Source organism: Streptomyces africanus (assembly GCF_030816955.1).
Classification (GTDB): Bacteria; Actinomycetota; Actinomycetes; order Streptomycetales; family Streptomycetaceae; genus Streptomyces; species Streptomyces africanus.
The window spans coordinates 7,138,805-7,165,219 of record NZ_JAUSYP010000001.1 but is presented as its reverse complement, the minus strand read 5'-3'; the positions used below and the strand labels follow the sequence as shown (position 1 = coordinate 7,165,219).

Sequence of the window (26,415 nt, the reverse complement as noted above, 5' to 3'; positions counted from 1 at the left end):
GTCACCTCCTGCCGTTGCCGTCGCGGCTGCGGCCACCGCCGTCATGCCACCGGCCGTCGCGGTCGCGCCGGCCGCCGTGCCCGTTCTGCCGGCCACCGTGCCCGTTCTGCCGGCCGCCGCTGCCGTCGAGCCACCGGCCGTCGCCGTCACGCAGGCCGCCATGCCCGTCCTGTCGGCCGTCGCCGTCCCGCCGGCCGGCGCCGTGCCCGCGCCAGGTCCCGTTCTCCACCGCCGCGTCGAACGCCTCGCACACCATGTGCACCGCCACCAGGTGGAGTTCCTGCACGGTGGCCCCGGTCGGTGCCTCGACGCACAGGGACTCGTCGCTGCCCGCCATCAGCGGGTTGGGCGCGGGGCCGGTGAGGGCCCACACCCGTACGCCGACCGCGCGGGCGGCGTCCGCGGCGGACAGCAGGTTGGCGCTGGCGCCGCTGGTGGACAGCAGCATCAGGACGTCGCCGGGACGGCCGTGGGCGCGCACCTGGCGGGCGAACACCTCGTCCACGCCGTAGTCGTTGGCGATGGCGGTGGTGCTGGAGGTGTCGGCGTGCAGGGCGATCGCCGAGAAGGCGGGCCGGTCGTCGCGGTAGCGGCCGACGAGCTCGGCGGTCAGGTGCTGGGCCTGGGCCGCGCTGCCGCCGTTGCCCGCGGCCAGCAGCCGGCCGCCGCCGGTGAGCACGGCCGCCAGGTGCTCGCCCCACCGCTGGGTGACGTGCGCCGAGGCGCGGAACGAGGTCAGGGCGTCCTGCAGTTCGTCGCAGTGCCCGGTGACGGGCGGGTGCACGGTCATCACGCCACCTCCTTCTGCTGTGCGTGTCCGGCGAGGACCTGGCGGTGGACCTGTTCCACGCCGTCGGCGACGCGCCGCCAGGTGTAGTGGGCGAGGACGCGGTCCCGGCCGGCGCCGCCGTAGCGGCGGCGCAGCGCGTCGTCGGTGAGGAGTTCGCGTACGGCGCCGGCGATCGACTCGGGGTCCTGCGGCGGGACGAGCCGGCCCGTGGTGCCCTCGGCGACGCTGTCGCGGTGGCCGCCGACGTCGGTGGCGACGACGGGCACGCCGCAGGCCATCGCCTCCAGCGGCACGATGCCGAACGGCTCGTAGACCGGCGTGCACAGCACCAGGTCCGCGCTGCCGATGAGTGCGGGCATGCCGTCCGGGTCGACCGCGCCGAGCAGCCGGACCCGGTCGGCCACGCCGGTGCTCCGCGCGAGCCGCCGCAGCCGCCGCGCCTCGGGGTCGTCGGCGAGCCGGTCGGCGGCGGGTCCGCCCGCGATGAGGAGTTCGGCGTCCGGGATCCGGGCGAGGGCGCGTACGGCCTGGTCGTAGCCCTTGCGCGGGACGAGCCGGCCGCAGGCGAGCAGCCGGTGCCGCTCGCGGCGTGCCGGGACGCCGTCGGACCGTGCCCCGGGCCGGAAGTGCCCGGCGTCCACCCCGCAGGGCACCACGGACACCTGGCGGCGCGGCACGCCCAGCTCGGCCAGTTCGTGCACCTCGTCGGTGCAGGTGGCCAGGACGCGGGCGCAGCCCCGGCCGATCTGCCGCTCGATGCCGACGCGTTCGGGCGGGCTGGTGTCGAGCCTGCCCTGGTGGCGGCGCTTGACGGTGCCGAGTGCGTGGAAGGTCTGCACGACGGGCACGCCGTGCGGCTGGGCGCCGATCCGGGAGGCCATGCCGGACATCCAGAAGTGGGCGTGCACCACGTCCGGCCGCTCGTGGGCCCAGGCGCGGGCCAGCCAGGCCCCGAAGTCGGGCATGTAGGGGAACAGTTCGTCCTTGGGGACGGGCTCGGCCGGCCCGGCGGGCACGTGCACGACGACGGCCCCGCCGGGCAGCGGCACCCGGTCGGGCAGGCCGGGCGCGTCACGGCGGGTGTAGACCGTCACGTCGTGGCCGCGCCGGACCAGTTCCTCGCTCAGGCGGGCCACGTACACGTTCTGGCCCCCTGCGTCGACGCCGCCGAGCGCGGCGAGGGGGCTCGCGTGCTCGGAGACCATGGCGATCCTCATCGGGCCACCTCCTTCAGCAGCCGCTCCCAGTCGTCCAGGAAGCGGGACAGCCCGTAGCGGGCGAGCACCGCCGCCCGTGCTCCCTCGCCGACCATGCGCGCGTGCAGCGGGTCGGCGACGAAGTCCCTTACGGCGCGGGTCAGTTCGTCGATCCGGTTGGAGACCACTCCGGCGCCGGGCGGTACGGCCTCGGTGACCTCGGTGGTGGCGAGCGCGACGACGGGCATGCCCAGGTGCATCGCCTCCAGCAGGGACAGGCCGAGGGAGGTCCAGCGGACGGGGTGGACGTAGACGCGTCGCCGCGCCATGGCCGCGTGCAGTTCGCTCTGGGTGAGTTCGTGGGAGCGGCAGCGGTCGGCGGGGATGCCGAGATGGCCGGCGAGGCCTTCGGTGCCCATGCCGAAGACGTCCAGCGGGGCCGCCTCGGCGAAGGCCGGCAGCAGGTCGGTGCCGGTGGTACGGCCGCGCCGGACCGGCTCGTTGACGGCGACGGCGGCGCGTTCGAGCTCCCCGGTCCACAGCGGCCCGGGGTCGACGATGCCGTGCTCGATGACGGTGCTGGGCGCCGGACCGGCGTCCCACATCAGCCGGTTGAAGTGCGTGACGTGGACGAGGGTGACACCGGGGATGTCCGCTGCGGGATGGCGGGTGTCGGGCACCTCGCCGTGCGGGGCGTTGTGCTCCAGATACACCAGCGGCGGGCGGCGGCCCAGCCACCGGTCGACCAGGTCGAGTTCGTGCGGGCGTTGCAGCACGACGACGTCGATGTCCTCGTCCCGCAGCCGTTCCGGCGGCACTTCCACGACCGAGTCGGGCCAGTCCCAGGTGCGGGCGCGGCCGAGTCCGTCGGGGCCCCGGTCGGGAGTGACGGGGACGACGTAGGTGTGCGGTCCCTGCACGAGCGCGGTGGTCCACGACCCGTGCACGTGCCAGAGCAGGATCCTCATGCCGCCTCCCCCATCAGCTTCTCGACGGCGGTCACCACGTCGTGCGCGGTGACGGTGTCCAGGCAGGGATGGCCGGGCACGGGGCACTCCCGCGCCCTGCTGTCCGCGCACGGGGCGTCCTGGTCGCCGAGCAGCACGTACGGGACGCCGTACGGCCGCCAGCGCTCGGCCGGGACGACCGGGGAGAACAGGGACACGACCGGGGTGCCGACGGCGGCGGCGAGGTGGGCGGGTCCGGTGTTGCCGGTGACGACGACGGTGGCGCCGGCGAGGACGCCGGCGAGTTCCGCGGCCCCGGTGCGGCCGCCGAGGTCGAGGGCGTGCGAGCCGGCGACGTACGCGGTCAGGTCCTTCTCCCCCGCGCCGCCGGTGACCACCACGCGGTGCCCGGCGGCGGCCAGTTCGCGCACCGCCTCGGCGCAGCGCCCGGGGCTCCAGGCGCGTGCGGGGACGCTGGCGCCGGGGTGCAGGACGACGTACGGCTCGGGGCCGGTGAGCCCGGCGGTGGCGGGCGGCGGGAGCACCCGGGGCCGGCCGTCGTCGGGCGTCGGGAACCCGGCGGCCTCGGCGAGGTCGAGCGCGGCCTGAACTTCGTGGGCGTGCGGGGCGCGGTGGTGGCGTACGTCGAGGAGGGAGCCGGGGTAGTCCTCGCTGTCGGCGGCGATGAAGTCCACGCCGGCCAGGCGCAGCAGCAGAGCGGTCGGCAGCGGGGACTGGTGGAAGGACGTCAGGATCAGGGCGGTGTCGGCGTCGATGGTGTCGAGGAGCAGTTCGACCTCTCCGCGGCCGACGGGCGGGGGCGTGAAGCCCACCCAGGGCGCGTCCCACACGAGGACGTCGTCGACGCCCGGGAGCAGCCGGGCGGCGGGCGCGCCGCGCGGTCCGCACAGCAGGGTGACGGTGTCGGCGCGGGCGGCGACCGCGCGGATCGCGGGTCCGGCGAGCAGGACGTCGCCGAAGCTGTCGAGACGGGTGACGAGTGCCTTCACGCGTCCCTCCCCTGCCCCGGGCCGGCCGTGAAGGCCTCCTGGATCGGGCGTTCGTCGGCGAGGACGCGGCCCTTGGGCGGTCCGTCCAGGACGGCCCGGACGGCGGTCAGCAGGTCCGGGGCGACGTGGCCCGCGTCCGCGATCTCCTCGGGCCGGGTGTGCGCCGTGGGGACGAGGATGCCGTGGGCTCCGGCGCGCCGGGCGGCCTCCACGTCGGCGCCGATGTCGCCGATGACGACGAGGTCGGCGGGCTTGGTGCAGATCCGCCCGGCCGCCCAGAGCACCATGCCGGGCTGGGGTTTGCGGCAGTGGCAGCCGTCGTCGGGGCCGTGCGGGCAGACGGCGAACACCTCGAAGGGGCCGAGGAGTTCGTCGACGCGGTGGTTGACGCGGCGGACGTCGGCGTCGGTGAGCAGTCCGCGCGCGACACCGGACTGGTTGGTGACGACTCCGGTGCGGATGCCGCGTTCACGCAAGCGGGCGAGCGCCTCGCGGGCGCCCTCGACGGGGCGTACCCGGTCCGGGTCGGCGTTGTAGGGGACGTCGTGGACGAGTGTGCCGTCGCGGTCGAACAGCACGGCCTTGACCGGGCTCATCGTGCCACCTCCTGCCAGGAGGGGGCGTGGCGGTGGCGCAGGGCGCCGGTCAGCCGGTGCCAGGTCGCGGCGGGCGGGATGAGCACGCTGGTCGCCAGCATGGTCGTCACCTCCTCGCGGGTGCGCGGGCCGGGCGCGATGCGGGCCCGGGCGAACTCCGCCGTGCCGGCCGCCCAGCCGAGCGCGCAGGCCGCCGCGGCGCGGCCGTGTCCGGTGGCGGCGAGGGCGCACGCGGCGACGCCCGCGGTGGTGATCGCCGCGTGCTTGCGGATCCGGCCGCGCGGGGCGACCGCCTTGTCCCACCAGTCGGGTCCGTGCAGCTGCCGCATGAGGGCGTCGTCGGCGTTGCCGCGCTGCTGGCGCACGGACACCCAGCGGGAGGCGGGGCGCACGGGGTGGCGGGTGGTGCGGCGGCCCTGCCGGATGCGCCAGCCCGCGTCGAGGACGCGCAGCGCGAGGTCGGCGTCCTCGCGGAAGGCGCGCCGGAAGCGTTCGTCGAAGCCGCCGGCCTGCTTGAGCGCCTCGGTGCGGTAGGCCATGTCGGCGGTGATCCAGTGGGCGCGGGCGAGTCCCGCGGTGCCGCGTTCCCAGTCGGTGGGGCGGCGCTCGCCGGGGAGCGGGACGGTGATGTCGCCCTGGACGCCGGCGATGTCGGGCGTCGCCTCGGCGAGGTCCTCGGCCAGTTGGCCGGCCCAGTGGGGCCCGACCTGGACGTCGTCGTCGAGGAACACGGTCCACGGCGCGGTCACGGCCCGCAGCCCGGTGTTGCGTGCGGCGGCGGGGCCGCGTCCGCCGCCGGTGAGCACGGTGGTGCGCTCCCGCAGGTCGCCGAGGACGCTCAACGGGTGCTCCAGGGTTCCGGGTTCGGGGTCGGGCCGGTCGTCGACGAGGACGATCCGTTCGGGGCGCGGCCCGGTCGCGGCGGCGAGCGCGGCGAGACAGTCGGCGAGGGTGTCCCGTACGAGGGTGGGGATGACGACGGCGTACGAGGTCATGCTGCTGCCCTTCCTGCGTCGAACGCCCGGCCCCGGCGGACCGCGTACGGGCCGATGGCCAGCAGGTCGACGGGCGCGGAGCCGAAGCACTCCAGGGCGTCGCGCGGGTCGTCGACCATGGGCCGCCCGGCGGTGTTGAGGCTGGTGTTGACGACCACGGGCAGTCCGGTGCGCCGCTCGAAGGCACTCAGCATCCGCGCCACCAGCGGTTCGCGCCGTTCCTCGACGGTCTGGATGCGGGCGGTGCCGTCGACGTGCACGGCGGCCGGGACGCGGTCGCGCCACTCCTGGGCGACGTCGTGCACGAACAGCATGTACGGGCTGGGCAGCGGGCCGCCGGAGAACAGGTCGGCGGCGCGGTCGGCGAGGACCATCGGGGCGACGGGCCGGAACTCCTCGCGGCCCTTGACGTGGTTGAGGCGTTCCAGGTTCTCGGCGCGGCCGGGGTGGGCGAGCAGGGAGCGGTGCCCGAGGGCGCGCGGCCCGTACTCGCTGCGGCCCTGGAACCAGGCGACGACACCGTCCCGGGCCAGTTCCTCGGCGACGGTCTCGGCGATGTCGTCGGGCTTCTCGTAGGGGATCGCGGCCGTGTCGAGCCAGGCGCGCAGTTCGTCGTCACTCCAGCCGCGGCCGAGGCCGGCGCCGGGCATGGGCTCGGGCTGTTCGGCGAGGTGCAGCGCCCCGCCGAGCGCGGTGCCGGCGTCCCCGGCGGCGGGCTGCACCCACACGTCCCGGTACGGGCCCTTGGCCGCGATCTTCGAGTTGGCGACGCAGTTGAGGGCGACGCCCCCGGCCATCGCCAGTGCCTCGCCCCCGGCCTCGCGATGCAGCCAGTGCACGAGCTCCAGCAGGACCTCTTCGAGGACGGCCTGGGTGCTCGCGGCGAGGTCGGCGTGGTCCTGGTTCCAGGGTTCGCCCTTGGCGCGGGGCGGGGCGAAGGCGGCCCAGTCGACGCCGTGGGCGCGGAAGCCGCCGTGGCCGGTGGGGTGGACGTACTGCCGCAGCTGCGGCAGGAAGCGCGGGGTGCCGTAGGAGGCGAGGGCCATCACCTTGTACTCGTCGCTGCTGCGCAGGAACCCGAGGTGTTCGGTGAGGTCCTCGTAGACCAGGCCGAGGGAGTCGGGCAGCGCCTGGGTGGCGAGGGTGTCGAGCTTGCCGTCGCGGTAGCGGCCGGCCAGGTGGGAGGCGGCCTCGCCGCGGCCGTCCAGGACGAGGACGGCGCTGTCCGGGTGCGGGGAGGCGGGCCCGGCGGAGGCGGCGTGCGCCACATGGTGGGGGACGAAGACGACCCGCTCGGGGTCGAGGCCGGGCAGGGCCTCGGCGAGGAACTCGGGGGCGCGGCGCGCGTACTCCAGGCGCAGCGGGTCCCAGGGGTCGTTCAGGCCCATGTCGCGGGCGGGCCGGGCGAGCTTCGGGTCGAAGGAGTAGGTGACGGCGTCCAGGTCCCCGGGCCGCAGGCCCGCCTGCTCCAGGCACCAGCGGGCGGACAGCTCGGGCAGCTCCCACGCGGAGAAGGGCACCGGGCGCTTGCCGTGCTTGCGCCGGCTGAAGCGCTCCTCCTCGGCGGCCGCCACCGTGTGGCCGTCGACGACCAGAGCGGCGGCTGGGTCGTGGAACAGGGCGTTGATACCAAGGATGCGCATGTGCTCCGTCCCGAGCTGTGTGGCGTACTCCGGCGTCTCGGCGAGTGCCGCACTGCAGCTGCCTCAAACAGTTGGAGACAACTCACCGCCACATAGCCGGATTTTTCACCTCATGTAGTGCTGAAACCTCACCTTGTAACCGCGCTCAGGCAGCCACGGAGCGCGAGAACCAGCCAATGGTCCGTTCGAGTCCCTCGCTCCAGCCGACGCGGGGCTGCCAGCCGAGCCGCTCGCGGGCCAGCCGGGTGTCGGGACGGCGCCGGGCCGGGTCGTCGACGGGGCGGTCCACGAACCGGATACGGGAGGCGGAGCCGGTGATCTCCACGATCCGGCGGGCCAGCTCCAGCATCGTGATCTCGTCGCCGCCGCCGATGTTCACGGGCCCGGTCTCGGCCGAGGCGGCCAGCGCGAGGACGCCGTCCACGGTGTCGTCGACGTAGCACAGCGAGCGCGTCTGCCCGCCTTCGCCGGCGACGGTCAGGGGCATGCCGTCCAGGGCCTGCGCGATGAAGGTGGGGACGGCGCGGCCGTCGCCGGTGCGCATGCGGGGGCCGTAGGTGTTGAAGATGCGGACGATGGCGGCGTCGGTGCCGTGCACGCCCCGGTGGGCGGTGACCAGGGCTTCCGCGAACCGCTTGGACTCGTCGTAGACGCTGCGCGGCCCGATCGGGTTGACGTTGCCCCAGTACGTCTCGCGCTGCGGGTGCTCCAGCGGGTCGCCGTACACCTCGGAGGTGGAGGCGAGTACGAGGCGGGCGCCGTCGGCGTGGGCGCGTTCCAGTGCGAGGTGGGTGCCGGTGCTGCCGACGTCGAGGGTCTCCAGCGGCAGCCGCAGATAGTCGGCGGGCGAGGCCGGGCAGGCGAAGTGCAGGACGAGGCCGAACCGGCCGGGCAGCGCCCGCCAGGCCGCCGGGTCGGTGGCGTCACCGCGCACGAAGCGGAAGCCGGGCCGCTGCTCCAGGTCGGCCACGTTCGCTCGGGAGCCGGTGGCCAGGTTGTCCAGGCATACCACCTCCGTGCCGGCGTCGAGCAGCCGCGCGCACAGATGGGACCCCACGAATCCGGCACCACCGGTCACCAGGGCCCGGCGCCAGGCATCTCCGCTCACGGGACTCTCCTCCCACTGGCTTTCACTTGCGCGTCGGCGCGAGTAACCAGGCGAGGAGCCCGAACACTATAAACCGGACGTATACACCATGTGTATAGTCCCGGCATGCCTTCTCTGACCAAGAAGATGAAGAAAACGGGGACCGCGTTCCGAACGCTCGGGACGCTTGCGGCCACCGCCGCCCTGACACTGCCCCTGAGCGGCTGCTCAGGACTCGACACCACGGCTCCCAGCGCCGTCCGCGCACAGGCGGCGACGGACGTCCGGGCAGCGCGCTTCGGCACCGCCGACTGCCGTGAGGTGAAGTGCATCGCGCTCACCTTCGACGCGGGGCCGAGCGAGCACTCCGCACGCCTGCTGGACATCCTGAAGGAGAAGCGGGTCCCGGCGACCTTCTTCCTCCTCGGCAAGCGGCACATCGAGAGGTACCCGGAGCTGGTGCGGCGGATGGCGGACGAGGGCCACGAGGTGGCCAGCCACACCTGGGACCACAAGATCCTGACCCGGCTCAGACCCGAGGAGATACGCGAGGAGCTCGAACGCCCCAACCAGGAGATAGCACGCCTCACCGGACAGTCCCCGACCCTGATGCGGCCGCCGCAGGGCCGCACCGACGACACCGTCCACGAGATCTGCCGCGAACTGGGCCTCGCCGAGGTGCTGTGGAGCGTGACGGCGAAGGACTACACGACGACCGACCCGGACCTGATCACCCGCCGCGTCCTCGCCCAGGCGTCCCGGGACGGGATCATCCTGCTGCACGACATCTACGACGGCACGGTGCCGGCGGTGCCGGGGATCATCGACGCGCTCAAGGAACGGGGGTACGTGTTCGTGACGGTGCCGCAGTTGCTGGCGCCCGGGAAGGCGGAGCCGGGGAAGGTGTACCGGTAGGGAGCCGACGCCCCGGCGGGAAAAGGAGTTGCGGCCGCCGTCGCGCGCGGGGAGGGTGCGAGGGCGCTGAAAGGAGCACCGTTGTCGCACTCTGACACTCCGGCCGTCCAGGAGTTCGCCGTGGCGGACCGGGACGCCGGGCCGTACGGCATCACGGCCGGGCCGGACGGGGCGCTGTGGCTCACCTTCGTCCACAGTGGCCGGATCGGGCGTCTCACGCTGGACGGCGAGCTCACGCAGTACGCGCTGGACTCGCCGTCCTGCCGCCCCACGGTCATCGCGCCCGGGCCGGACGGGGCCCTGTGGTTCACCCGCTTGGCGGACCACCGGATCGGCCGCGTCACCATCGCCGGCGAGACGGAGTCGTTCCCCTTGCCGACACCCGACTGCGGCCCCTACGGCATCGCGGCGGGCCCGGACGGCGCGCTCTGGTTCACGCAGATGAACACGGACCGCATCGGCCGTCTGACGACCGACGGGGAGATCACCGAGTTCGCCCTCCCGGTGACGGGCGCGTTCCCCTCGGCGATCACCCCGGGCCCGGACGGCGCCCTGTGGTTCACGCTCAACCAGGCGAACGCCATCGGCCGCATCACCGTCTCCGGCGACATCCGCCTGCACCCGCTGCCCACCCCGGACGCCGCCCCGGTCGGCATCACCAGCGACGGCACCGACCTGTGGTTCGTCGAGATCGCGGCCGGCCGGATCGGCAGGGTTTCCCCCGACGGCCGGATCGAGGAGTTCCCCCTCCCCGACCGCACCGCCCGCCCCCACGCCATCACCGCGACCTCCCCCGGAGACTGCTGGTTCACCGAGTGGGGCACCAACCGCATCGGCCACCTCACTCCCACGGGACAGCTCCTCGAACTCCCCCTCCCGTCCCCCCACTCCGAACCCCACGGCATCACGACGGCCCCGGACGGCACCGTGTGGGCGGCCCTGGAGACGGGGGCGGTGGCGCGGGTGACGCCGTAGCCGTGCGGGGCCGCTCCGCGACCCGGGCTGGTCCGAATGGATGAGCCGAGGGCGAGCGGGTCGCTGGGCGGTGGGGAGTCCCTACGATCGTCGCGTGGCGAACTTCCTGCTCGAACGTACGGCTCCGCTTCCCCTCGACGAGGCGTGGCGGCGGATCACGCGGTGGCGGCGGCACGGTGACGTGGTGCCGTTGACGGTGGTCACGGTGGTTCCGCCGGAGCCCACCCGCGTGGGCACGGTCGTCATGGCCCGGTCGGGTGTCGGGCCGCTGTCCTTCGAGGATCCGATGGTGGTCACCGTGTGGCAGCCGCCGCAGGACGGGGCGCCGGGGATGTGCCGTCTGGAGAAGCGGGGCCGGGTGGTGCTGGGCTGGGCGGAGCTGGAAGTCCGGCCGGGGCCCGGCGGTCGTACCCGGGTGGTCTGGCGGGAGGAGATCCGGATCCGGCTGCTGCCGTCGCTCTTCGACGGCCTGCTGCGGCCCTCGGCGCGGTACGTGTTCGGCCGTGCGCTGAACCGTCTGCTCAGACACCCCTGACGCCCGGGCGGCAGCCGGGGCGGCCCGCTGAGCCGGCCTCAGGCCACCGACCCGATCCGCCCGACCGCCTTCGGCTCCGGCTCGTGGTGGATCGGCGTATGGGCCCCGGTCAGCGAGACCCCGCTGCCGCCGCGCCGCCCGGCGACGATCTCCGCCGCGATCGACAGCGCCGTCTCCTCGGGCGTACGGGCCCCGAGGTCCAGCCCGATCGGCGAGTGCAGCCGGCTCAACTCCAGCTCGCTCACACCGACTTCGCGCAGGCGCGCGGTGCGGTCCAGGTGGGTGCGCCGGGATCCCATCGCACCGACGTACGCCACCGGCAGCCGCAGCGCCAGCTTCAGCAGAGGCACGTCGAACTTGGCGTCGTGGGTCAGGACGCACAGGACCGTGCGGGCGTCGACGTCCGTGCGCTCCAGATAGCGGTGGGGCCACTCGACGACGATCTCGTCGGCCTCCGGGAAGCGGGCCCGGGTCGCGAAGACGGGGCGTGCGTCGCACACCGTGACGTGGTGGCCGAGGAACTTGCCGATACGGACCAGCGCGGAGGCGAAGTCGATCGCGCCGAACACGATCATGCGGGGCGCCGGGACCGAGGACTCGACCAGGACCGTGAGCGGTGCTCCGCAGCGAGAGCCCTGCTCTCCGATCTCCAGCGTGCCGGTGCGGCCGGCGTCCAGGAAGGCGCCCGCCTCGGCGGCGACCGTGCGGTCCAGTTCCGGGTGGGCGCCGAAGCCGCCGTCGCAGGAGCCGTCGGGCCGGATCAGCAGGGCCCGGCCCGTCAGTTCGCGCGGGCCCGACACGATCCGCGCCACCGCAGCCGCCTCCCCACGCGCGGCGGCAGTGAGCGCGGACGCCACCACCGGGCGGACCGGATCGCCGGCCCGCACCGGGGTGACCAGGATGTCGATGACGCCGCCGCAGGTCAGCCCCACGGCGAAGGCGTCGTCGTCGCTGTATCCGAAACGCTCCAGGACGGTTTCGCCGTCGCGCAGCGCCTGCTCGCACAGCTCGTAGACCGCGCCCTCCACGCAGCCGCCGGAGACCGAGCCGATCGCCGTGCCCTCGGCGTCCACCGCGAGCGCGGCGCCGGGCTGCCGGGGCGCGCTGCCGCTCACGGCCACCACGGTGGCCACAGCGAAGTCACGGCCCTGCTCGGCCCACCGGTTCAGCTCCTCGGCGATGTCCAGCATCTGTCTCGGTCTCCTTGAGGCTGCACGGCTGGGGCGACGGGCGTCAGTGGACGCCCAGCCAGCTCTCGATCGGGTTGAGGGCGAAGTAGACCAGGAACACCGCCGTCAGGATCCACATGAAGGCGCCGATCTCGCGCACCTTGCCCTGGGCGGTCTTGATGGCGGCGTAGGAGATGACGCCCGCGGCGACACCGGTGGTGATGGTGTACGTGAACGGCATCAGGACGACCGTCAGGAACACCGGGACGGCGGTGGCCCGGTCGGCCCAGTCCACGTGCCGGGCGTTCATCAGCATCATGGCGCCGATGACGACGAGGGCGGCGGACGCGACCTCCTGCGGCACGATCGCCGTGAGCGGCGTGAAGAACAGGCAGGCCGCGAAGAACGCTCCCGTGACCACGGACGCGAGACCCGTGCGGGCGCCCTCGCCGACCCCCGTGGCGGACTCGATGAACACGGTCTGGCCGGAGCCGCCCGCCACACCGCCGATCGCGCCGCCGGCCCCGTCGATGAACAGCGCCTTGGACAGGCCCGGCATCCGGCCCTTGTCGTCGGCGAGCTTCGCCTCGGTGCCGACGCCGATGATGGTCGCCATCGCGTCGAAGAACCCGGCCAGCACCAGCGTGAAGACGATCATGCCGACGGTCATCGCGCCGACCTCGCCCCAGCCGCCGAACTCCACGTCCCCGAAGAGCGAGAAGTCGGGCATGGACACCGCCCTGCCGTGCAACTCGGGGGCGCCGGCCGCCCATTGCCCGGGGTCGATGACGTCGGCGGCGTTCAGCACCGCGGCGACGACCGTGCCGCTCACGATGCCGATGAGGATGGCGCCCGGGATGTTCCGGGCCTGGAGCATGAAGATCAGTAGCAGGGTGCCGGCGAAGAGCAGCACCGGCCAGCCGGCCAGTTCGCCCGCCGGGCCGAGCGTGACGGGAGTGGCCTTCCCCTGGTGCACGAAACCGGACTTGTAGAAGCCGATGAGCGCGATGAACAGGCCGATGCCCATGGTGATGCCGTGCTTGAGCGCGAGCGGGATCGCGTTCATGATCATCTCGCGCAGGCCGGTGACGACCAGCAGCATGATGACCACGCCGTACATCACGCACATGCCCATCGCCTGCGGCCAGGTCATCTCGGGCGCGACCTGGGAGGCGAGGACCCCGGAGACGGAGAGACCGGCGGCGAGGGCGAGCGGCACCTTGCCGACGAACCCCATCAGCAGGGTGGTCAGGGCCGCCGCGAACGCGGTCGCGGTGATCAGGCCCTGCTGCGCGAGGGTGTTCCCCGCCGCGTCCTTGCCGGACAGGATCAGGGGGTTGAGCAGGAGGATGTACGCCATCGCCATGAAGGTGGTGACGCCGCCGCGCACTTCGCGCGCGACCGTGGACCCTCTGCGGGATATGTGGAAGTACCGGTCGAGCCAGGACCGTCCGGCCGGGACGCGGGTGCCTTCGCCCGCGTCTTCGGCTGTGGTCCTCGGCTCAAGTGACTGCTGGGTCATGTGGGCCTACTCCCAAGTTTCATAGGGGGTTGGCAGCTGCTGCCAGAAGAGTGTGCGCGTGGAGTTAGCTCGATCGTGTGATGGTCGGCTCGCGAGCTTGCGGCGCTCTGGGCCGACCGGGTTAACGTGATCGTGTGATCTGGGACGCCGGGTACGGCGCCAGCGTGCGGGGCCCCCGCTCCACCGGAGGATGGTTCAGGGCCTCCCCGTCGCCACTGGCCGTACCCACCTGGCCAGGTCGCGCAGGGAACCGGCCTCCCGGGCTCGGACCACGCACAGGATGCGTGTCGCCGCCCCGGGGTCGAGTACGCCGGGGACCAGTGCGCCCAAGACCGTTTGGGGCGTGCGGCTGATCAGGCTCACCCCTGCTCAGTCTTCAGGAACGGTTGGGATGCACGACCCGGGGGACGGCCCGAGGCGAACGAAGGTGGTCCGGGGGACGCGGTCCCCCGGACGGAACTCTCCTGCTCAGGCCTAGGAGAGTGAGGTACCCGTCAGGTGCTCGGGCCGTACCGGAGTCCGGTTCAGCTCGAGCCCGGTCGCGTTCCGGATGGCCGCGAGGACCGCCGGCGTCGACGACAGGGTGGGTGCCTCGCCCACGCCGCGCAGCCCGTACGGGGCGTGGTCGTCGGCGAGTTCGAGGACGTCGACCGGGATGGTCGGCGTGTCGAGGATGGTCGGGATCAGGTAGTCCGTGAAGGAGGGGTTCTTCACCTTCGCCGTCCTGGGGTCGACGATGATCTCCTCCATGACGGCCACGCCCAGGCCCTGTGTCGTGCCGCCCTGGATCTGGCCGAGCACGGACAGCGGGTTGAGCGCCTTGCCGACGTCCTGGGCGCAGGCCAGCTCGATGACCTTCACCAGGCCGAGTTCGGTGTCGACCTCGACGACGGCCCGGTGTGCGGCGAAGGAGTACTGGACGTGCCCGTTGCCCTGGCCGGTGCGGAGATCGAAGGGCTCGGTCGGCCGGTGCCGCCACTCCTCCTCGACCTCCACGACCTCGTCCTCCAGGACGCCGGCCAGGTCGCCGAGCACCTCGCCGCCGTCGGTGACGACCTTGCCGCCCTCCAGCAGCAGTTCGGCCGTCGCCCAGGCCGGGTGGTAGGAGCCGAACTTGCGGCGGCCGATCTCCAGCACCTTCTCGCGGACCAGCTCGCAGGCGTTCTTCACGGCGCCGCCGGTGACGTACGTCTGCCGGGAGGCCGACGTCGAACCGGCGCTGCCCACCCGCGTGTTGGCCGGGTGGATCGTCACCTGGGTGACGCCGAGCTCGGTGCGGGCGATCTGCGCGTGGACCGTGACACCGCCCTGGCCGACCTCGGCCATGGCCGTGTGGACGGTGACGACGGGCTCGCCGCCGGTGACCTCCATCCGGACCTTCGCGGTCGAGTAGTCGTCGAACCCCTCGGAGAATCCCACGTTCTTGATGCCGACCGCGTAGCCGACCCCGCGTACGACGCCTTCGCCGTGCGTGGTGTTGGACAGGCCGCCCGGCAGCTCCCGTAGGTCGGCGCCCTCGCTGGACTCCCACTGGCGCTCCGGCGGCATCGGCATCGCCTTGACGCGGCGCAGGAGTTCGGCGACCGGGGCCGGCGAGTCGACCGGCTGCCCGGTCGGCATGAGCGTGCCCTGCTCCATGGCGTTGAGCTGACGGAACTCCACCGGGTCCATACCGAGCTTCTTCGCCAGCTTGTCCATCTGCGCCTCGTAGGCGAAGCAGGCCTGGACGGCGCCGAAGCCGCGCATGGCGCCGCAGGGCGGGTTGTTGGTGTAGAGGGCGAGGGCCTCGATGTCCACGTCGTCGATCACGTACGGGCCGACGGAGAGGGAGGAGGCGTTGCCGACGACGGCCGGGGAGGCGGAGGCGTAGGCGCCGCCGTCCAGGACGATCCGGCACTTCATGTGCGTGAGCTTGCCGTCCTTGGTGGCCCCGTGCTCGTAGTACAGCTTGGCGGGGTGGCGGTGGACGTGCCCGAAGAACGACTCGAAGCGGTTGTAGACGATCTTGACGGGCTTGCCGGTGCGCAGCGCCAGCAGGCAGCCGTGGATCTGCATCGACAGGTCCTCGCGGCCGCCGAACGCGCCGCCGACGCCGGACAGCGTCATCCGCACCTTGTCCTCGGGCAGGCCGAGGACGGGCGCGATCTGGCGCAGGTCGCTGTGCAGCCACTGGGTGGCGATGTAGAGGTGGACGCCGCCGTCCTCCTCCGGCACGGCGAGGCCGGACTCGGGGCCGAGGAAGGCCTGGTCCTGCATGCCGAAGGTGTACTCGCCCTCGACGATCACGTCGGCGCGCTTGCGGGCCTCCGCCACGTCACCGCGGACGATCGGCTGGCGGTGGACGATGTTCGGGTGCGGGACGTGGCCGGCGTGGTGGTCGTCGCGGTTCTCGTGCACGAGGATCGCGTCCGGCGCGGTCGCGGAGGCCTCGTCGGTGATGACGGGCAGCTCCCGGTAATCCACCCTGATCTTCGCGGCGGCGCGGCGCGCGGTCTCCGGGTGGTCGGCGGCGACGAGCGCGACCGGCTCCCCGTGGTGGCGGACCTTGCCGTGGGCGAGGACCGGGGTGTCCTGGATCTCCAGCCCGTAGTTCTTCACGTCGGTCGGCAGGTCGTCGTACGTCAGCACGGCGTAGACGCCCGGCGTGGCCAGGGCCTCGCTGGTGTCGATGGACACGATCTCGGCGTGCGCGACGGTCGAGCGGAGGATCTGGCCCCACAGCATGTCCTCGTGCCACATGTCGGATGAGTACGCGAACTCGCCGGTGACCTTGAGGGTGCCGTCCGGGCGGAGCGTGGACTCGCCGATGCCGCCCCTGGTCTGCGAGCCCTGGGTGATCTTGGTGGGTGTTCCGTTGGGGGAAGACACGATCAGACCGCCTCTCCCTGCCGGGCGGCCGCCAGGCGGACCGCGTCCATGATCTTCTCGTAGCCGGTGCAGCGGCACAGATTGCCCGACAGGGCCTCACGGATGTCCGCGTCGGTCGGGGTCGGGTTGCGCTCCAGCATCTCGTCGGCGGCGACCAGCAGACCGGGGGTGCAGAAGCCGCACTGGACGGCGCCGGCGTCGATGAACGCCTGCTGGACCGGGGAGAGCTCGGTGCCCTCGCCGGTGTGCGAGTCGCCCTTGGCCTGCCTCCCCCAGGCTTCGCCCGGGGGCACCCCCAGCTGGGCGTTCTGCAACGACGTACCGCACGCGTCGCTCGCGCAGGAGCGCTGCTTGGCGTAGTCGGCCAGCCCCTCGACGGTGACGACCTCGCGGCCCTCCACCTGCCCGGCGGCGACCAGGCACGCACACACCGGCACGCCGTCCAGCCGGACCGTGCACGAGCCGCACTCGCCCTGCTCGCAGGCGTTCTTCGAGCCCGGCAGGCCGAGCCGCTCCCTCAGCACGTACAGCAGGGACTCGCCCTCCCACACGTCGTCGGCTTCCTGGGGACGGCCGTTGACCGTGAAGTTGACGCGCATTACGCAGCTCCCTCGGTGGTGCGGCGGGCGCCGCGGTAGGACTCCCAGGTCCAGGTCAGCGTGCGGCGGGCCATGACGCCGACCGCGTGGCGGCGGTAGCTCGCGGTGCCCCGGACGTCGTCGATCGGGTTGCAGGCGGCGGAACACAGGTCCGCGAACTGCTTGGCGACCGACGGGGTGATGATCTTCCCGTTGTCCCAGAAGCCGCCCTCCTCCAGCGCGGCGTTCAGGAACTCCTCGGCGGTCTTGGCCCGAACGGGTGTCGGTGCGGCCGAACCGATGCCGGTCCGCACCGTCCGCGTCTGCGGGTGCAGCGCGAGCCCGAAGGCGCACACGGCGATGACCATCGCGTTCCGGGTCCCCACCTTGGAGAACTGCTGCGGCCCGTCGGCCTTCTTCACGTGCACGGCCCGGATCAGCTCGTCCGGGGCCAGGGCGTTGCGCTTCACGCCCGTGTAGAACGCGTCGATCGGGATGCGGCGCGCCCCGCGGACCGACTCCACCTCCACTTCGGCGCCCGCGGCGAGCAGGGCGGGGTGGGCGTCGCCGGCCGGGGAGGCGGTGCCGAGGTTGCCGCCGACGCCGCCGCGGTTGCGGATCTGCGGGGAGGCGACCGTGTGCGAGGCGAGGGCGAGCCCCGGCAGCTCGGCGCGCAGGTGCTCCATGATCTTCGCGTAGGGCACGGAGGCACCCAGCCGTACGCTGTCCTCGCCGACCTCCCACTCGGAGAGGTCGCCGATGCGGTTCAGGTCCATGAGGTACTCGGGCCGGCGGTGGTCGAAGTTGATCTCGACCATCACGTCGGTGCCACCCGCAATCGGCACAGCGGTGGGATGCTCGGCTTTCGCGGCGAGCGCCTCCTCCCAGCTGGCGGGGCGAAGGAAGTCCATGACCGGCTCTCTTCTTCGTCTTCTCGTGGGGCGTTCAGATTGAGCCAATCCGTGTGCGGCGGTCCCGGCTCGTTCATGTGCTGTTCACGCGTAGTGGACTCAGTACACAGGCCGGTGCTCCGGTGGGGTCAGTCACGGAAACCATGAAGGAGTTGGCTGGCCAGGACGGTCATCTTGTAGATTCGTATGAACGGAGGCCCTCGGAAACCTCCTCGTTTTCCTGTGGAAACGCGCGACACAGCCGCGTGACCTGGGACACAGCCAGGACCGGCAAGATCCACCGTGGATTTCGAGACAAAGAACGGCGGCGACGAGAATGCGGCTGCGCGCACTGCTGGACACCGACGCGCTGGGCCTCAAGCTGCTCGGCGGCGAGGACGAGCTGGACCGCACCGTGCGCGGTGTGATGACCACCGACCTGCGCGACCCCAGCCGCTACCTCTCGGGCGGCGAGCTGGTGCTCACCGGCCTGGCCTGGCGCCGGGACGCCGCGGACTCGGAGCCGTTCGTGCGGATCCTGGTGCAGGAGGGGGTCACGGCCCTCGCCGCGGGCGAGGCCGAACTCGGGGACGTCCCGGACGACCTGGTCGAGGCCTGCGCCCGCCACCGCCTCCCGCTCTTCGCGGTGCACGAGTCGGTGGCCTTCGCGACGATCACCGAGCACGTCGTGCGGCAGGTCTCCGGCGAGCGCGCCGGCGACCTCGCGGCCGTGGTCGACCGCCACCGCCGGATGATGACCTCCGGCCCGGCGGGCGGCGGCCCCGACGTCGTCCTGGACCTCCTGGGCTCCGACCTGGACCTGCGCGCCTGGGTCCTCTCCCCCACCGGCCGCCTCATCGCGGGCCCGAAGACATCGGGCCCCGCCCTCACCGCCGAGGCCTGCGGCCGGCTGGCGGCGGAACACCTGGCCGCCACCCGCACGGGCCGCCGCGCCCCGCACCGCGTCCTCCTGGGCGGCACCACCTACTCCCTCTTCCCCATCCGCTCGACGGGCCGCGCCCCGCAGACCGCCCGGGACGCCCGCGAGACCGTCCTGTCCGACTGGCTGCTGGCCGTCGAGGCGGACGCCGGGGACTGGGCGGAGGAGCGCCTCGACCTGCTGTACGGCGTCACCCAGCTGATCGCGGTCGAGCGGGACCGCCGCGACGCCGCCCGCACGGTCCGCCGCCGCCTCGCCCAGGAGCTCCTGGAACTGGTCCAGACGGGCGCGGCTCCCGCGGAGATCGCCGCCCGCCTGCGGGTGGCCGCCCCGGTCCTGCTGCCCGGCCTCGGCGCCGCGCCGCACTGGCAGGTGGTCGTGGCCCGCGTCGACTGGGACGGCGCCGAGATCGACCAGGGCCCGGTCGCCCAGGCCCTGCTGGAGGAGATCCTCGTCGACCCGCTGTCGGCGGGCCCGGAGCCCTCCGACCGCATCGCCGTGGCCCACACGGGCGACGAGGCCGTAGCCCTCGTCCCGCTCCCCGCCGTCTCGACGGAGCACGACGGCTCCGAGACCGGCGTCCTCGCGGACGCGCTCCTGGAGTCCGTACGGGACCCCCTGACGGCCGGGCTGGACGACGACGGCCGTCTCACGCTGGGCGTCAGCGCGGCCGTGCACTCGGCGGAGGGCCTGCGCGGCGCCCTGGAGGAGGCCCGCCACGCCCGCCGGGTGGCGGCGGCCCGCCCGGGCCGGGTCTGCGCGGCGGGCCACCAGGAACTGGCCTCCCACGTCCTGCTGCTCCCCTTCGTCCCGGACGACGTCCGCCGCGCCTTCACGGCCCGCCTGCTGGACCCCCTGCGCGACTACGACCGCCGCCACCGCGCCGAGCTGATCCCCACGCTGGAGGCGTTCCTGGACTGCGACGGCTCCTGGACGCGCTGCGCCGGCCGGCTGCACCTGCACGTCAACACACTGCGCTACCGGGTGGGGCGCATCGAGCAGTTGACGAGCCGTGACCTGTCCCGCCTGGAGGACAAGCTGGACTTCTTCCTGGCGCTGCGGATGAGCTGAGACACGGGGTGTCCCGTCCCAAACGCGGGACGCCCCCGAACCCCACGACTTTGTGAAATCCTTCACCCACCCTCTTGGCCCGACCCCGCGATTCGTGCTGAGATGCCGCCACCACTCAACAGCTCGATGGCGTGCTCGGGGAGGGCAACGTGGCGCATTCCGCCATGTCTGGTAACGGAACGACCGCCGGTGACGATCCCCTCCAGACCGCGGTATGGCGGCTGCGCTCACGCGCGTGCTGGTCCGACGCGGCCGCCCTGCTGCTACCGGACACTCCCGCGGCGGCGCTGCAACGCGCGTCCCTGCTGGTGGAACGGTGTCTGTACACGGAGCAGGGCTGGGAGGAGGCCGAGGACGCCCTGCGCACGGCGGAGGCGCTGGCCCACAGCGACGACGAGCGGGGCGCGGCCGCTTGTGAACGCGGGTACTTGGCCTACGCCGCGACGCTGCTCGCGGTGCGCGACCGGGCCGACGAGGCGCGGGCGGCGCTGGGGCGGGCCGCGGCGCTGATCCCTCCGGGGGCTCCGCAGCGAGCCCTGCTGGACTTCCGTCGCGGGCTGCTCGCGCAGAACCTGACGCGTTCCCCGCAGGCGGCGCGGGCCGCGTACCGCCGTGCGCACGCGGGGGCGACGGCGCAGTCCGACCCGCTGCTGCTGTCCTTCACGTGGCGGCACCTGGCCGGACTCGCGTTGCAGGACGGGGAGTTGGCCGAAGCCCGGCACGGATTCGCGGAGTCGCTGCGGATCCGTGAGGAGCTGGGCTATCTCGTCGGTACGGCACCGGCGCTGGTGTCACTCGCCGACACGGAGACGGAACCGGAGGCCTCGCGACTGCGGGAGGAGGCCCGGCGGTTGTTCCGGTTGCTCGGGGGTGTGCCGACATGGCTGGCACGGCAGTTGGCCCCGGCCCCTCCGGCGGCGACGGCTTGACGGGTACCCGGCGTGGTTGCCGGGACCGGGTGGGTGCGCAGCCCGGCGTTGCGGGGTGCCGCCTGCGCCCACCCGTGCCGCCCTGGGGGTACCTCCCAGGCCCTTGAGGCACTGGGGGGCAGCTGAGGCGAGACGCGCCCGCACCCGCGTACGCACGGAAGGGGACGTGTCGGGGGGTGTCCGCCCGCAGGGGTTGGCGCGTCAACGGACGGTCAGTCGGTATCCGACCCCATCGCGCCGTTCCGAGGACGGACACCCCCCGGCGCGGCCCCGACCCACCACCACCGCGCAGGCGCAAACGGCGCGGCACCCCCACTCAGACCGCGCCCGCGAAGTGCTCCCCCACCAGCGCCCGCACGACCTCCAGATCCCGGGCGATCAACGCGTCCAGCAACGCCGTGTGCTCATGCGCGTCCGCCACCAGATCGGCCCGGCCCCGCATCCCCGGCCCGCTCCCGACCAGCGGCCACTGCGCCCGCCGGTGCAGGTCCTCCGCGATCTGGACCAGCTGCTCGTTCCCGGAGAGGGACAACACCGCCCGGTGGAACCCCCGGTCGGACTCCGCGTAGGTCGCGCGGCAGCCGGAGGACGCCGCGCGGACCGTCGCCTCGGCGAGGGGACGCAGCTCGGCCCAGCGCTCCGCCGGCACCGTCCGCGCCAGCCGCAGCATCACCGGCACCTCGATCAGCGCCCGCACCTCGGCCAGCTCCGCCAGCTCCCGCGCCCCCCGCTCGACCACCCGGAAGCCGCGGTTCGGCACGACCTCGACGGCACCCTCCAGGGCCAGCTGCTGCATGGCCTCCCGCACCGGCGTCGCCGAGACCCCGAACCGCTCGCCCAGTACCGGCGCCGAGTACACCTCCCCGGGCCTCAGATCCCCGGCCACCAGCGCGGCCCGCAGCGCATCGACGATCTGCCCGCGCACCGAGGACCGCTGAACGACCGCCCGCCCCCGTGGAACGACCGGCAGAACCGGCTCACTGTGCGTGTGCTCACCCCGCACGCCTCCGGCAGGCTCGCCAGCCCCTGGCCTCACCCGACCGGCATCCACCGCCCCAGGCTGCTGCGGCACCCGGGCCTGCCCACCCGGCACCTCTCCCCTCGGCACCCCCGCCCCGGCGGAGCCCTGCGCGCCCTGCTTCACGGCTCCTCCTCCGGACGTATCGGTACTTGGGGTCATTACGGCGGGTTGTTACTCGTCCGTCAAGCACCATAAGCGCACCGGCCGTCAGTTCAAATCCCAGCGATCTCGGGTAAGGTAAGCCTTACCTTCAAGCGAACCGTTCAACAGACCGTTCAACAAGCGCGGACCGGTGATCACATGCCCCAGCCCCCTTCGGCCCTCTCCGGCGCGTACGCCCGGCTGACCGAGGTCCTGCCGGGGCTGGCGATCACCGAACTGACCGCCGGGGACGAGACCCCCCAGGGCGGCAACTGGACCACCGCCGCCGCGCTCGCGGAGGCAGGCCCCGGCCTCGACGCCTACCTGTCCTGGGACGACGCCCAGATACAGCGGGACTACGGCCAACAGGCACGGCCCGACGTGATCGCCAGCTTCGGCCTGCACCGATACGCCTGGCCCGCCTGCCTTCTGATCACCGTCCCCTGGTTCCTGCACCGCCGTGTCCCCCGCTACCCGGTGACGCACGTCTCGTACGACCGCACCGCCCCCGCCCACCCCGTCGGCCACCTGGCCGTCCGCCCGGCCGGGTTCGCCTGCCTGCCCGGCGACGAGGCCGCCGCGCTGCCCGGCGCCCGGGTCGTCCCGGACGAGGAGGCGCTGCGGGCCGAGTTGCGGTCGGCGGTCGCGGAGCACCTGGAGCCGGTCCTGGCCGGTTTCGGCCCCCGGATGCGGCGCCGCGGCCGGGCCCTGTGGGGTATGGCGACGGACGAGATCGTCGAGGGTCTCTGGTACGTCGCGCAGCTGCTCGGCGAGATCGAGGAGCGGCGCGCGATGCGCGAGCTGGAGCTGCTCCTGCCGGGCGCGACCAAGCCGTACGTGGGCACGGCGGCCTTCCGTGAACTGGCCGGTCCCGACGGCGAGCCGCTGCGCACCCGGGACCGCGCGAGCTGCTGCATGTTCTACACCCTGCGCCCGGAGGACACCTGCGCCACCTGCCCGCGCACCTGTGACGCCGACCGGGTCACCAAGCTGCTGGCCACGGCCAGTTGAGGCAACCCCGGGCAGACCCGGACAGAGTAACCCCACCGCCCCGGTCAGATCATCACGGAACCGGCCACCCACACGCGCGCCGCCGATTCACACCATCCTCACGGGCCCCGGAAACTTTCCGGGGAACCACCCGTACGGGTACTCTTCTTCGAACTCAACTCCTGCCCCTCAAGCGGCAGTTCGAGCAGAATGCCGCCCTGGGCAATACCTTGCACTTCCTTGGCGGCCTCTTGCCCCGAAACCCCCTGAGGGCCGGTGGGATTGGGCCACTATGGCGGGCGTTACGCCCTATCCCAATGCAAGGACCACCCAGATGAGACTGACCGACATATCGCTGAACTGGCTGCTTCCGGGCGCCGTGCTTCTCCTGGGCATGCTGGCGGCGGTGGCGGTGCTCGCGCGCGGCAAGCGCTCCTCGGTCAAGGACACGAGCGCGGACGATTCCTGGGAGCGCAGCGAGGAGCGTCGCAGACGCAAGGAAGCCCTTTACGGCACCGTCTCCTACGTCCTTTTGTTCTGCTGCGCGGCCGTCGCCGCCGCGCTGTCCTTCCACGGCCTGGTCGGCTTCGGCGAGCAGAACCTCGGCCTTTCCAACGGCTGGCAGTACCTCGTCCCGTTCGGCCTGGACGGCGCGGCGATGTTCTGCTCCGTACTCGCGGTGCGCGAGGCCAGCCACGGTGACGCGGCGCTCGGCTCGCGGATACTGGTATGGACGTTCGCGCTCGCCGCGGCCTGGTTCAACTGGGTGCACGCGCCCAGGGGCGTCGGCCACGACGGCGCCCCCCACTTCTTCGCCGGCATGTCCCTCTCGGCGGCGGTCCTCTTCGACCGCGCACTGAAGCAGACCCGCCGGGCCGCCCTGCGCGAGCAGGGCCTGGTGCCGCGCCCGCTGCCGCAGATCCGTATCGTGCGCTGGCTGCGCGCCCCGCGCGAGACGTACAGGGCCTGGTCGTTGATGCTTCTGGAGGGTGTGCGCAGCCTGGACGAGGCCGTCGACGAGGTGCGCGACGACAAGCGCAAGAAGGACGAGGCCCGGCAGCGGCGGCGCGACCAGCAGCGCGTGGAGCGCGCCCAGTTGAAGGCGATCAGCCGCGGTCACCGCGGCCACCTCGGACGTGGTGGCGGCCGGCAGCTGGAGGTGCAAGTGGAGCGCGGCTCCTCGCAGGTCTCCGCGGAGCCTGCCATATCCGCGCCGGAACAACTGCCCGTCCGCTCGCGCCCCTCCCTTCAGCCCGTTCGCCACGGGGCTGACCCGGTGACCGTCGACCTCACCGCGGAGGACGACACGCAGGCGCTGCCGCGCCTCGACTCCCTGGAGCGCAAGCTCAAGGATCTGGAGCAGCAGTTCGGCTGACCCAGCCGCACAGGGACAGCACCGGGAAGGGGCGTGGCCTGCGGGCCGCGCCCCTTTCTCCGTTCTCTCTCCGTGCCGCCGCGTTCAGGCCGCCTCGGCCTCCAGCTCGAACCAGACGGCCTTGCCCACCCCGTGCGCCCTGACTCCCCAGGCGTCCGCGAGGGACTGCACCAGGAACAGGCCTCTGCCGTTCGTACCGTCGTCGGCGACCGGTACGCGCAGCCGGGGCCTGCGGGCCACGAAGTCCCGCACCTCCACGCGCAGTCCACGGGGTCCGACGGTGGCCGTCAGGACCGCGTCGTGGTCGGTGTGGACGATCGCGTTGGTGACGAGCTCGCTGGTGAGCAGTTCCGCCACGTCCGCCCGCGCGGTTCTCCCCCACTGCCCGAGCAACTCCCGCAGGGCCCTGCGGGCTTCCGGCACGGCCCGTAGGTCCGCCCGCCCGAGTCTGCGCCTCAACTGAGGCGCCGGCACCTGCTCCGTGACGTCTTCGGCCTGGTCCTCCACCGTCTTCGGCGAGAAGGCCCCGATCGTTATGGGACCGCCTCCTCGTGCCTGCCTCTCCATGACCCCCGCCCGCGCGCCGATGTCGGTTCCCCTCCTGCTCGAACACGTTCACGGGGATCCATGCCCCGTCGGGCACGCGGCAGTCATCTCGAATCGTCAACGACCAAGTGTTCGGCCATCTTGCCGGGGCGGGCGGGCCTGGCGGACGGGCCCTGAGCAGTACGGCGGCGGGGGGCCGGGGGACAAGAGGGTAGCCGGTGGGCGTCCCGTTGCGGATCCTGACCGCCGTAGATCGGACGAACTGCCGATGGCCGGCTGCCGATCCTTCCGTACACGGCGAAGGCGTGGGGCGGTCGACCGCCGTGCGCGGCGGACCGGTGAAGTTGGCCGAAGTACGACGGTCTTCCCGGGGTATCCGGCCGGTACGGGGCGGGGCTGTCCTCCCCACCCCCATGGCAGGAGACGCTCACGCCCACCGGCGGGACGGTCCCCGGCACACCCCTCTGCGGTCACGACTCCGTCATCGCCGCGCATGCCGGCCCAGCGGCCAGGATCCAGGCTCAATCGCGGACGACGCCGCGGCCGTCGGCCCGGAACACCTCACGGGCTCCGCCACCCGGAACGCCGTCGGTGCCGGCGGACGGGGGTGGCAGTTCGCCGGACCCGCGTCGGACGAGAAGGCTCGGCAGGGTCACCGTGCGCGGGCGGGCGGTCGGATCGGTGATGCGTTCGAGGGCCAGGACGGCCGCCTGCCGGCCCAGTTCGAACGGGTCCCTGGTGATCGCCGAGATGCCCAGCCCGGCGGACAGGTCGTTCTCGTCGAGCGCGACGAAGGCGGTGTTGCGACGGTTGACGATGCGGTCCAGCAGGACGCCGCTGCTGATGCCGAGGTTGAGGGCGAGCACAGCGGTCGGGGGCTCGGGCCTCTGCATCAGCTCGGTGATGGCCGCGTTGATCTCCTGCGGTCTGGTCAGGCCGGTGACGATGAGCTCTTGACGTTCGGGGACGGCGTGGCGCGCGAGGGCGGCGCGGTAGCCCGAGAGCCGTTGGGCGGCGCGGAAGGAGTCGGCCCGGCCGGCCAGGGCCGCGATCCGGCGGTGGCCGAGGCTCAGCAGCTGGTCCGTGGCTTCGTCGACCGCCTGGTCGTCCGTGGTCATCACGACGTCGACGTCGAGGCCGTTGGCCGGGCGGCCGACGAGTACGACGGGTGTGCCGTAGGTGTACTCGGGCCGCAGATAGTCGCGTTCGCCGCCGTCCGGCATCATGAGCAGGGCGCTGACCCTGCGGTCGATCATGATGCGGGCCAGCTCGGGCTCGCGCGCGGGGTCGTCGTCCGTCGAGCCGATGAGCAACTGCAGCCCGTTCCGGCGCAGTTCCGCTTCGGCGCCCGCGGCGACCCAGGCCTGGAAGATGTTGGTGAACCCGGCCGTGACGAGTCCGACCACACCCGAGGGACTGCCATGGCGCAGGTTCCGGGCCATCGGGTTGGGCGAGTAGCCGAGCCGGCGCACGGCCTCCATGACCCGCTCCCGTGTCCCGGCCTTCACCACGTCCGGATTCTGCAGCGTGCGGGTGACCGTGGCCGTGCTCACCCCGGCTGCCCGGGCCACATCGGTGACCGTGTTCCCGGGCATCCTTTTCCTCTTCCCCTGTTCCTCCTCTTCGTGATGGTGGACCGCTACACCGGCCTGTCCCTGGTCGGCAGCCGGCTCGGACTGATCATGA

23 protein-coding genes are annotated in these 26,415 nt (G+C 73.0%); 7 read left to right on the top strand and 16 right to left on the bottom strand.

Annotated features, from left to right (window positions below; all coding sequences use genetic code 11):
* Position 1 precedes the first annotated feature (1 nt).
* The 8 genes from QF034_RS32945 to QF034_RS32910 all read right to left on the bottom strand — a co-directional run bounded on the left by QF034_RS32945 (position 2) and on the right by QF034_RS32910 (position 8,285).
* Entirely contained in the window at positions 2-790 is a 789-nt protein-coding gene (locus tag QF034_RS32945; protein WP_370880899.1) for a D-sedoheptulose-7-phosphate isomerase, read from the bottom strand.
* A complete protein-coding gene (locus QF034_RS32940) occupies positions 790-2,007 on the bottom strand; it encodes a glycosyltransferase (protein ID WP_307178340.1) in 1,218 nt (405 codons plus the stop codon). Before QF034_RS32940 ends, QF034_RS32945 begins: the two co-directional genes overlap by 1 nt.
* The gene (locus QF034_RS32935) at positions 2,004-2,954 is read right to left on the bottom strand and encodes a glycosyltransferase (RefSeq protein ID WP_307178339.1); all 951 of its coding nucleotides are present in this window, start codon (positions 2,952-2,954) and stop codon (positions 2,004-2,006) included. The genes QF034_RS32940 and QF034_RS32935 overlap by 4 nt, the downstream gene beginning before the upstream one ends.
* The gene (locus QF034_RS32930) at positions 2,951-3,943 is read right to left on the bottom strand and encodes a glycosyltransferase family 9 protein (RefSeq protein ID WP_307178338.1); all 993 of its coding nucleotides are present in this window, start codon (positions 3,941-3,943) and stop codon (positions 2,951-2,953) included. Before QF034_RS32930 ends, QF034_RS32935 begins: the two co-directional genes overlap by 4 nt.
* Positions 3,940-4,539, bottom strand: a complete 600-nt coding sequence (locus tag QF034_RS32925; protein ID WP_307178337.1) for a D-glycero-alpha-D-manno-heptose-1,7-bisphosphate 7-phosphatase — start codon at positions 4,537-4,539, stop codon at positions 3,940-3,942. Before QF034_RS32925 ends, QF034_RS32930 begins: the two co-directional genes overlap by 4 nt.
* Complete coding sequence (locus tag QF034_RS32920; protein WP_307178336.1) at positions 4,536-5,534, bottom strand: glycosyltransferase; 999 nt, start codon at positions 5,532-5,534, stop codon at positions 4,536-4,538. The genes QF034_RS32925 and QF034_RS32920 overlap by 4 nt, the downstream gene beginning before the upstream one ends.
* Positions 5,531-7,177 (bottom strand): carbamoyltransferase family protein, encoded by a 1,647-nt coding sequence (locus QF034_RS32915; RefSeq protein ID WP_307178335.1) that lies wholly within the window; start codon positions 7,175-7,177, stop codon positions 5,531-5,533. The genes QF034_RS32920 and QF034_RS32915 overlap by 4 nt, the downstream gene beginning before the upstream one ends.
* A 145-nt stretch (positions 7,178-7,322) precedes the next feature.
* Positions 7,323-8,285, bottom strand: a complete 963-nt coding sequence (locus tag QF034_RS32910) for an NAD-dependent epimerase/dehydratase family protein (protein ID WP_307178334.1) — start codon at positions 8,283-8,285, stop codon at positions 7,323-7,325.
* Between the two features lie 105 nt (positions 8,286-8,390).
* Here QF034_RS32910 and QF034_RS32905 point away from each other — a divergent pair, with 105 nt between their 5' ends.
* The 3 genes from QF034_RS32905 to QF034_RS32895 all read left to right on the top strand — a co-directional run bounded on the left by QF034_RS32905 (position 8,391) and on the right by QF034_RS32895 (position 10,689).
* Positions 8,391-9,179 (top strand): polysaccharide deacetylase family protein, encoded by a 789-nt coding sequence (locus QF034_RS32905; protein WP_370880898.1) that lies wholly within the window; start codon positions 8,391-8,393, stop codon positions 9,177-9,179.
* A gap of 81 nt (positions 9,180-9,260) precedes the next feature.
* Positions 9,261-10,154: a Vgb family protein gene (locus tag QF034_RS32900; protein ID WP_307178333.1), complete on the top strand. Its 894-nt coding sequence runs from the start codon at positions 9,261-9,263 to the stop codon at positions 10,152-10,154.
* A 94-nt stretch (positions 10,155-10,248) separates the two neighbouring features.
* Entirely contained in the window at positions 10,249-10,689 is a 441-nt protein-coding gene (locus tag QF034_RS32895; protein ID WP_307178332.1) for an SRPBCC family protein, read from the top strand.
* Positions 10,690-10,727: 38 nt separating this feature from the next.
* On the opposite strand, the gene QF034_RS32890 is transcribed toward QF034_RS32895, so the two are convergent.
* The 5 genes from QF034_RS32890 to QF034_RS32870 all read right to left on the bottom strand — a co-directional run bounded on the left by QF034_RS32890 (position 10,728) and on the right by QF034_RS32870 (position 17,737).
* The gene (locus QF034_RS32890; RefSeq protein ID WP_307178331.1) at positions 10,728-11,879 is read right to left on the bottom strand and encodes an XdhC family protein; all 1,152 of its coding nucleotides are present in this window, start codon (positions 11,877-11,879) and stop codon (positions 10,728-10,730) included.
* 43 nt (positions 11,880-11,922) lie between these two features.
* Positions 11,923-13,380, bottom strand: coding sequence for an NCS2 family permease (locus QF034_RS32885; protein ID WP_307178330.1), 1,458 nt, complete (start codon positions 13,378-13,380; stop codon positions 11,923-11,925).
* Between the two features lie 474 nt (positions 13,381-13,854).
* A complete protein-coding gene (locus QF034_RS32880) occupies positions 13,855-16,248 on the bottom strand; it encodes a xanthine dehydrogenase family protein molybdopterin-binding subunit (protein WP_307178329.1) in 2,394 nt (797 codons plus the stop codon).
* Between the two features lie 2 nt (positions 16,249-16,250).
* Positions 16,251-16,847: a (2Fe-2S)-binding protein gene (locus QF034_RS32875; RefSeq protein ID WP_307178328.1), complete on the bottom strand. Its 597-nt coding sequence runs from the start codon at positions 16,845-16,847 to the stop codon at positions 16,251-16,253.
* Positions 16,847-17,737 carry an FAD binding domain-containing protein gene (locus QF034_RS32870; RefSeq protein WP_307178327.1) on the bottom strand — a complete coding sequence of 297 codons (891 nt, stop codon included), beginning with the start codon at positions 17,735-17,737 and terminating at the stop codon, positions 16,847-16,849. The genes QF034_RS32875 and QF034_RS32870 overlap by 1 nt, the downstream gene beginning before the upstream one ends.
* A gap of 316 nt (positions 17,738-18,053) precedes the next feature.
* On the opposite strand from QF034_RS32870, the gene QF034_RS32865 reads away from it, so the two are divergent.
* Together QF034_RS32865 and QF034_RS32860 are read left to right on the top strand one after the other, a co-directional pair.
* A complete protein-coding gene (locus tag QF034_RS32865; RefSeq protein WP_307178326.1) occupies positions 18,054-19,727 on the top strand; it encodes a PucR family transcriptional regulator in 1,674 nt (557 codons plus the stop codon).
* 149 nt (positions 19,728-19,876) lie between these two features.
* Entirely contained in the window at positions 19,877-20,656 is a 780-nt protein-coding gene (locus QF034_RS32860) for a hypothetical protein (protein WP_307178325.1), read from the top strand.
* 316 nt (positions 20,657-20,972) lie between these two features.
* Here QF034_RS32860 and QF034_RS32855 read toward each other — a convergent pair whose 3' ends face one another.
* Positions 20,973-21,800 carry a GntR family transcriptional regulator gene (locus QF034_RS32855; protein ID WP_307178324.1) on the bottom strand — a complete coding sequence of 276 codons (828 nt, stop codon included), beginning with the start codon at positions 21,798-21,800 and terminating at the stop codon, positions 20,973-20,975.
* Between the two features lie 177 nt (positions 21,801-21,977).
* Between QF034_RS32855 and QF034_RS32850 the strand changes: the two genes are divergently transcribed.
* Both QF034_RS32850 and QF034_RS32845 read left to right on the top strand, forming a co-directional pair.
* Positions 21,978-22,829, top strand: coding sequence for a (2Fe-2S)-binding protein (locus QF034_RS32850; protein ID WP_307178323.1), 852 nt, complete (start codon positions 21,978-21,980; stop codon positions 22,827-22,829).
* Positions 22,830-23,142: 313 nt separating this feature from the next.
* Entirely contained in the window at positions 23,143-24,183 is a 1,041-nt protein-coding gene (locus tag QF034_RS32845) for a DUF2637 domain-containing protein (protein ID WP_307178322.1), read from the top strand.
* An 84-nt stretch (positions 24,184-24,267) separates the two neighbouring features.
* Here the strand turns inward: QF034_RS32845 and QF034_RS32840 are convergent, their stop codons facing one another.
* On the bottom strand, positions 24,268-24,750 hold the full coding sequence (locus QF034_RS32840) for an ATP-binding protein (protein WP_244204229.1): 483 nt from the start codon (positions 24,748-24,750) through the stop codon (positions 24,268-24,270).
* 500 nt (positions 24,751-25,250) lie between these two features.
* Positions 25,251-26,324 carry a LacI family DNA-binding transcriptional regulator gene (locus tag QF034_RS32835; RefSeq protein ID WP_307178321.1) on the bottom strand — a complete coding sequence of 358 codons (1,074 nt, stop codon included), beginning with the start codon at positions 26,322-26,324 and terminating at the stop codon, positions 25,251-25,253.
* Positions 26,325-26,415 lie beyond the last annotated feature (91 nt).